General features: G+C 54.1%; 7 protein-coding genes. All 7 read left to right on the top strand.

All coding sequences use genetic code 11. From position 1 onward, the window contains the following. Positions 1-55: 55 nt before the first annotated feature. A complete protein-coding gene (locus CJP72_RS14085) occupies positions 56-385 on the top strand; it encodes a YqcC family protein (protein WP_162381990.1) in 330 nt (109 codons plus the stop codon). Next, entirely contained in the window at positions 385-1,167 is a 783-nt protein-coding gene (truC, locus tag CJP72_RS14080) for a tRNA pseudouridine(65) synthase TruC (RefSeq protein ID WP_162381989.1), read from the top strand. Before CJP72_RS14085 ends, truC begins: the two co-directional genes overlap by 1 nt. A gap of 18 nt (positions 1,168-1,185) precedes the next feature. Beyond that, the gene (locus CJP72_RS14075) at positions 1,186-1,635 is read left to right on the top strand and encodes a flavodoxin (protein ID WP_162381988.1); all 450 of its coding nucleotides are present in this window, start codon (positions 1,186-1,188) and stop codon (positions 1,633-1,635) included. 481 nt (positions 1,636-2,116) lie between these two features. After that, complete coding sequence (gene gudP, locus CJP72_RS14070) at positions 2,117-3,475, top strand: galactarate/glucarate/glycerate transporter GudP (RefSeq protein WP_162381987.1); 1,359 nt, start codon at positions 2,117-2,119, stop codon at positions 3,473-3,475. After that, positions 3,472-4,812 (top strand): enolase C-terminal domain-like protein, encoded by a 1,341-nt coding sequence (locus CJP72_RS14065; RefSeq protein ID WP_162381986.1) that lies wholly within the window; start codon positions 3,472-3,474, stop codon positions 4,810-4,812. The genes gudP and CJP72_RS14065 overlap by 4 nt, the downstream gene beginning before the upstream one ends. A gap of 20 nt (positions 4,813-4,832) precedes the next feature. Further along, positions 4,833-6,173 carry a glucarate dehydratase gene (gene gudD / locus CJP72_RS14060; RefSeq protein WP_162381985.1) on the top strand — a complete coding sequence of 447 codons (1,341 nt, stop codon included), beginning with the start codon at positions 4,833-4,835 and terminating at the stop codon, positions 6,171-6,173. A gap of 87 nt (positions 6,174-6,260) precedes the next feature. Then, positions 6,261-7,403 carry a glycerate kinase gene (locus CJP72_RS14055; protein WP_162381984.1) on the top strand — a complete coding sequence of 381 codons (1,143 nt, stop codon included), beginning with the start codon at positions 6,261-6,263 and terminating at the stop codon, positions 7,401-7,403. Positions 7,404-7,422: the final 19 nt, after the last annotated feature.

Genomic DNA, 7,422 nt, shown 5'->3' with positions numbered 1-7,422 from the left:
GCTCGTTTATAAATGCTATTCTTCGCGCCAGTTTTTCATCAATGAGGTTTTTATCGTGACGACTCATGAACGTGTGCGCCAGCAGTTACATGCGCTTGAAGCTCTGCTGCGTGAACATCAACACTGGCGAATGGATGAACCACAAGCTCACCTGTTTACCAGCACACAGCCTTTTTGTATGGATACCATGGCGCCTGTCGAATGGTTACAATGGGTGCTGATCCCCCGTATGCATACGTTGATCGACAACGCGCAGCCGCTTCCGGACGCTTTTGCTATTGCCCCTTATTATGAAATGGCGCTGGAGGCCGATCATCCGCAGCGCGACATACTTCTTCAGGCGTTGCAAGAACTGGATGCCTTGTTCACGAGCGATAACGCCTGATGCTGGAAATTCTTTACCAGGATGAGTGGCTGGTTGCCGTGAATAAGCCCTCCGGTTGGTTAGTTCACCGAAGCTGGCTGGATCGCGATGAAAAAGTCGTGGTGATGCAAACGGTGCGTGACCAGATTGGCCAGCACGTCTTTACCGCTCATCGGCTCGACAGACCCACTTCCGGCGTACTGCTGATGGGATTATCCAGCGAAGCCGGGCGTCGGCTTGCGCAGCAATTTGAACAGCACCAAATCCAGAAACGCTACCATGCGATTGTCCGTGGCTGGTTAATGGATGATGCAGAGCTGGACTACCCGCTGGTAGAAGAGCTGGATAAAATTGCCGATAAGTTTGCCCGCGATGATAAAGGCCCGCAGCCTGCAGTGACGCATTATCGTGGTCTGGCGACCGTTGAAATGCCGGTGGCGACCGGGCGTTACCCCACGACCCGTTATGGTTTAGTCGAACTGGATCCCAAAACGGGTCGCAAGCACCAGCTCCGGCGTCATCTGGCGCATTTGCGCCATCCCATCATCGGTGACAGTAAACACGGCGATTTGCGCCAGAATCGCAGTGCCGCAGAGCATTTTGGTTGCCAGAGATTGATGCTGCATGCGAGCCAGCTTGAGTTGACTCATCCCTTCACTGGCGAACCGCTGACGATTCGTGCCGGGCTGGATGCAATCTGGATGCAGGCATTATCGCAGTTTGGCTGGCGCGGACTTCTCCCTGAGAATGAAAGGGTTGAGTTTAGTGAGCCGTCCAGTCAGGATGAGAATCATCAGGTTTAATTCAGGGAGAAAATCGTCATGGCGGAAATTGGTATTTTTGTCGGCACAATGTATGGAAATGCGTTGCTGGTTGCGGAAGAGGCGGAAGCTATCCTTACCGCGCAGGGTCATCATGCTAAGGTGTTTGAAGACCCTGAATTGACCGACTGGCAGCCGTATCTGGATAAAGTCGTTCTGGTGGTGACCTCAACGACAGGTCAGGGTGATCTTCCCGACAGTATTGTGCCGTTGTTCTATGGCATCAAAGAGAGTCTCGGCTTTCAGCCAAATCTGCGCTACGGCGTGATTGCATTGGGCGACAGTAGCTACACCAATTTCTGTAACGGCGGTAAGCAATTTGACGCGTTATTGCAGGAGCAAAGCGCGCAACGCGTGGGGGAAATGTTGTTGATTGATGCTGGCGAACATCCGGAACCCGAAAGCGAATCAAATCCCTGGGTTGAACACTGGGGCACGTTACTTTCCTGAACTCATGCCCCAATGAGGGGCATCCCTTCTTTGTTTTTTACCCCTCAACGAAAGGCGATGCGTCAGGTGTCGTCTGTGACATTCAATTTGCGCGAGCGTTAGGCATCTGCACCAGAAGCTGCGGATAAAACGCGTTTTTTTACGGGCATTTTCCTGAGGTCAAGCGACCGTATTCACACTCTCTTCCCTTTCAAGCCTTTGCTGCCAACGTTTCTCGCCTGGTTTTCATTTCCGTGAAGTGGGTTCCACGGGCTTGGGCTTTTGCCATAAACATATGTAATACGCCGCTAAAAAACTGTGTTGTTGCACGGTGAGAGAGTGTTGCATGCTTTTTATACTTCTCCTGCCAGTAATAAGAAATTCAGTACGCAAGCCGAACGGCCTAATAAAAGTGGCAAAAACACGAAACGTCTCTCTGATTCCCTACCGGTTGTGCTGTTCAGAGTGAGCGTGGCTAACGCGAAAATTCAGGAGTGCAACAATGAGTTCATTAAGTCAGGCAGCGAGTAGCGCTGAAAAACGCACCAACGCCCGCTACTGGATAGTGGTGATGTTGTTTATCGTCACATCCTTTAACTATGGCGACCGCGCCACATTGTCCATCGCCGGTTCGGGAATGGCCAAAGATATTGGTCTGGACGCCGTCGGAATGGGGTATGTTTTCTCGGCTTTTTCATGGGCCTACGTAATTGGACAGATCCCAGGCGGCTGGTTGCTTGACCGCTTTGGCTCTAAACGCGTCTATTTCTGGTCCATCTTTATTTGGTCTCTGTTTACGCTGTTACAGGGCTTCGTCGATATTTTTAGCGGCTTTGGCATTATTGTGGCGCTATTCACCTTACGTTTCCTTGTTGGTCTGGCGGAAGCACCTTCTTTCCCCGGAAACAGTCGGATTGTTGCGGCATGGTTCCCTGCACAGGAGAGGGGAACGGCGGTGGCGATCTTTAACTCCGCGCAATACTTCGCCACGGTTATCTTTGCGCCCATCATGGGTTGGCTGACCCACGAAGTGGGCTGGTCGCACGTCTTCTTCTTTATGGGAGGATTGGGGATCATCATCAGCTTTGTCTGGCTGAAAGTTATCCACGAACCAAACCAGCATCCTGGCGTGAACCAAAAAGAGCTGGACTACATCGCCGAAGGCGGCGCGCTGATCAACATGGATCATAAAGACAGCAAAGTGAAAGTGCCGTTCAGCGTGAAGTGGGAACAAATCAAGCAGTTGTTGGGTTCCCGCATGATGATCGGTGTCTATATCGGCCAATACTGCATCAACGCCCTGACGTACTTCTTCATCACGTGGTTCCCGGTCTACTTGGTGCAGGCGCGCGGCATGTCGATATTGAAGGCCGGATTCGTCGCTTCCGTCCCGGCTATCTGTGGCTTTGTGGGCGGTGTGCTCGGCGGCATTATTTCCGACTGGCTGATGCGTCGTACCGGTTCGCTCAATATCGCCCGTAAAACGCCGATCGTGCTGGGGATGCTGTTGTCGATGGTGATGGTGTTCTGTAACTACGTGAATGTTGAATGGATGATCATCGGCTTTATGGCGCTGGCCTTCTTTGGTAAAGGCATCGGGGCTTTGGGCTGGGCGGTGATGGCGGATACCGCGCCGAAAGAGATCAGCGGTCTCTCAGGCGGTCTGTTCAATATGTTCGGCAACATTTCCGGCATCGTCACGCCAATTGCGATCGGTTACATCGTAGGCACAACCGGCTCGTTCAACGGCGCGCTGATTTATGTGGGCGTTCACGCATTGGTTGCGGTACTGAGCTATCTGGTGCTGGTGGGCGATATCAAGCGTATTGAGCTGAAACCTGTAACAGGGAAATCCTCATGACGACGCAATCCAGCCCCATCGTGACAGACATGAAGGTCATTCCGGTTGCCGGGTATGACAGCATGCTACTTAATATCGGCGGTGCGCATAACGCCTGTTTTACCCGCAATATCGTGGTGCTGACGGATAACGCCGGGAATACCGGTGTAGGGGAAGCGCCGGGTGGCGACGTGATTTACCAGACGCTGGTGGAGGCTGTCCCGTTGGTTTTAGGCAAGGAGGTCGCTCGCTTAAATAACGTGGTTCAGCAGGTACATCAAGGTCATCAGGCCGCTGATTTTGAGACCTTTGGTAAAGGTGCCTGGACGTTTGAGTTGCGGGTTAACGCAGTGGCGGCGCTGGAAGCCGCGCTTCTTGACCTGCTCGGCAAAGCGCTCAATGTTCCGGTGTGCGAGCTGTTAGGGCCTGGCAAGCAGCGTGATGCGGTGACGGTACTGGGTTATCTCTTCTATGTGGGCGATCGTACAAAGACCGATCTGCCCTACCTGGAGAGCACGCCGGGTTACCATGACTGGTATCGCCTGCGCCATCAGGAAGCATTGAGCAGCGAAGCGGTAGTGCGTTTGGCACAAGCCTCCCAGGACCGCTACGGATTTAAAGACTTCAAACTCAAAGGCGGCGTGCTGCCTGGCGAGCAGGAGATTGAAACCGCCCGTGCGCTGAAAAAATGTTTCCCGGACGCGCGTATCACGGTTGATCCCAACGGTGCCTGGCTGCTGGATGAAGCCATCACGTTGTGTAAAGGATTAAACGATGTTCTCACTTACGCAGAAGATCCCTGTGGCGCGGAGCAAGGCTTCTCTGGTCGTGAAGTGATGGCGGAATTCCGACGGGCGACTGGGTTGCCAGTGGCGACCAATATGATCGCCACCAACTGGCGTGAAATGGGGCATGCGGTGATGTTGAATTCGGTGGATATTCCGCTTGCCGACCCGCATTTCTGGACGCTCTCTGGCGCAGTCCGTGTGGCGCAGTTGTGTGACGACTGGGGGCTGACGTGGGGCTGTCATTCCAACAACCATTTCGATATTTCGCTGGCCATGTTTACGCATGTAGGTGCGGCGGCGCCGGGTACACCGACGGCGATTGACACGCACTGGATCTGGCAGGAAGGCGATTGCCGCCTGACGAAACATCCACTGGAAATTAAAGACGGAAAAATTGCTGTTCCGGATGCGCCTGGATTAGGCGTAGAGCTGGACTGGGATCAGGTGCAAAAAGCGCATGACGCTTACAAAAAACTGCCGGATGGTGCGCGTAACGACGCAGGTCCGATGCAGTATCTGATCCCCGGCTGGACCTTCGACCGTAAACGCCCTGTTTTCGGCCGTCACTGATTCTGAATAAGGACTTAATTATGAGCGCACAATTTTCTACCCCGGTCGTGGTGTCTATGCAGATTATCCCGGTGGCCGGTCATGACAGTATGCTGATGAACCTGAGCGGCGCACATGCTCCATTCTTCACGCGTAATATCGTTATTATCAAAGACAACTCCGGCCATACAGGCGTCGGTGAAATCCCCGGCGGCGAGAAAATCCGTAAGACGCTGGAGGACGCGATCCCGCTGGTGGTGGGCAAAACGCTGGGGGAATATAAAAATGTGCTGAATGCGGTACGCAATGAATTTGCTGACCGTGATGCCGGAGGCCGCGGCCTGCAAACCTTTGATCTGCGTACCACTATTCATGTGGTGACCGGGATCGAAGCCGCATTGCTTGATTTGCTTGGACAACACCTGGGGGTGAATGTGGCCTCTTTGTTGGGTGATGGCCAGCAGCGTAATGAAGTGGAAATGTTGGGATACTTGTTCTTTGTCGGGAATCGTAACGCGACGCCATTGCCGTACCAGAGTCAGCCAGATGAGAAATGCGACTGGTATCGTCTGCGTCATGAGGAAGCCATGACCCCGGATGCCGTGGTGCGTCTGGCAGAAGCGGCGTACGAGAAATATGGCTTTAACGACTTTAAACTCAAAGGCGGCGTGCTGGCGGGGGAAGAAGAAGCAGAATCGATTGTGGCTCTGGCAAAACGTTTCCCGCAGGCGCGTGTGACGTTGGATCCGAATGGCGCATGGTCGCTCAATGAAGCGATCCGGATTGGCAAATACCTGAAAGGATCCCTGGCGTATGCAGAAGATCCGTGTGGTGCAGAACAAGGATTCTCAGGGCGCGAAGTGATGGCTGAGTTCCGTCGTGCCACAGGTTTGCCGACGGCCACCAACATGATCGCCACCGACTGGCGTCAGATGGGACATACGCTCTCGCTGCAATCGGTGGATATTCCACTGGCGGACCCGCACTTCTGGACGATGCAAGGCTCGGTGCGCGTTGCGCAGATGTGCCATGAATTTGGCCTGACCTGGGGTTCACACTCGAACAACCACTTTGATATTTCGCTGGCGATGTTTACCCATGTGGCCGCGGCAGCGCCAGGTAAGATCACGGCTATTGATACGCACTGGATTTGGCAAGAAGGTAATCAACGCCTGACTAAAGAACCGTTTGAAATTAAAGGCGGTATGGTACAAGTACCGGAAAAACCAGGGCTGGGTGTTGAGCTCGATATGGATCAAGTGATGAAAGCGCACGAGTTGTATCAGCAACACGGTTTGGGGGCGCGCGATGATGCTATGGGAATGCAGTACCTGATCCCTAACTGGACATTCGACAACAAGCGTCCATGCATGGTGCGTTAAGCAAGGTGCCGGTTCTGAAGGGAACCGGCAGTTTTTATCACCAAACCGAGTGTATGCTTAACGTAGTCAACATGCTAAGGATGCTTTATGAAAATAGTGATCGCGCCGGACTCATATAAGGAAAGTTTGAGTGCGCTTGAAGTGGCGACCGCCATTGAGCAGGGGTTTCGCGAAATCTGGCCTGATGCGGATTACGTGAAGATTCCGGTTGCTGATGGTGGAGAAGGAACGGTCGAGGCCATGGTTGAGGCGACGGCGGGTCGTATGGTGCATGTTAAGGTGACGGGCCCTCTGGGCAAACCTGTTGACGCATTCTACGGTTTGTCTGGCGATGAGCGCTCCGCCTTCATCGAAATGGCTGCTGCCAGTGGTCTGGAACAGGTCCCGCCGGAACTGCGTGATCCGCTCAAAACGACCTCGTGGGGGACCGGCGAGCTTATTCGCCGCGCCTTAGATGCGGGCGTCGAACACATCATCATTGGCCTTGGCGGCAGCGCCACGAATGATGGCGGCGCGGGCATGATGCAGGCGCTGGGCGCAAGATTACTGGATTCCCGGCAAAACGAGATCGCACCGGGTGGTGCGGCGCTGGAAACACTTGCGCAGATCGATATCAGTCAACTGGACAGGCGCCTTGCCGCGTGCCGCATTGACGTGGCGTGCGATGTGACCAATCCATTGACCGGAAACGAGGGCGCGTCGGCTGTTTTTGGCCCACAGAAAGGGGCGACGCCCGAAATGATCTCGCGCCTGGATAAGGCACTCGCGCACTATGCGCAGTTGATTGCCCGTGATCTGGATGTTGATGTCTCTGATCTTGCTGGCGGCGGTGCGGCGGGCGGGATGGGTGCTGCGCTGTATGCGTTTTGCGGTGCTGAATTGCGCAGTGGGATTGAGATAGTGACCGATGCTCTGCATCTGGATGCCTGTGTCATCGATGCGGATTTGGTGATCACCGGGGAAGGGCGTATCGACAGCCAGACAATTCACGGCAAAGTCCCCGTTGGCGTCGCCAGCGTCGCAAAGCGCTACAATAAGCCGGTGATAGGCATTGCCGGGAGTTTAACGGCGGACGTCGGCGTGGTGCACCAGCATGGCATCGATGCTGTTTTTAGCGTGATTTATAACATATGCACTCTGGACGATGCGCTGAAAAATGCCGCCGAGAACGTGCGGATGACCGCGCGAAACGTGGCCGCAACCATCAGGCTGGGACAACGGTTTCGCTGACTGTTTGTTGAAGCGTCGC

This window comes from Citrobacter sp. NCU1 (assembly GCF_010231475.1).
Taxonomy (GTDB): Bacteria; Pseudomonadota; Gammaproteobacteria; order Enterobacterales; family Enterobacteriaceae; genus Citrobacter_D.
Note: the sequence above shows the minus strand (reverse complement) of the source record. Positions and strands in the feature narration are given on the sequence as shown.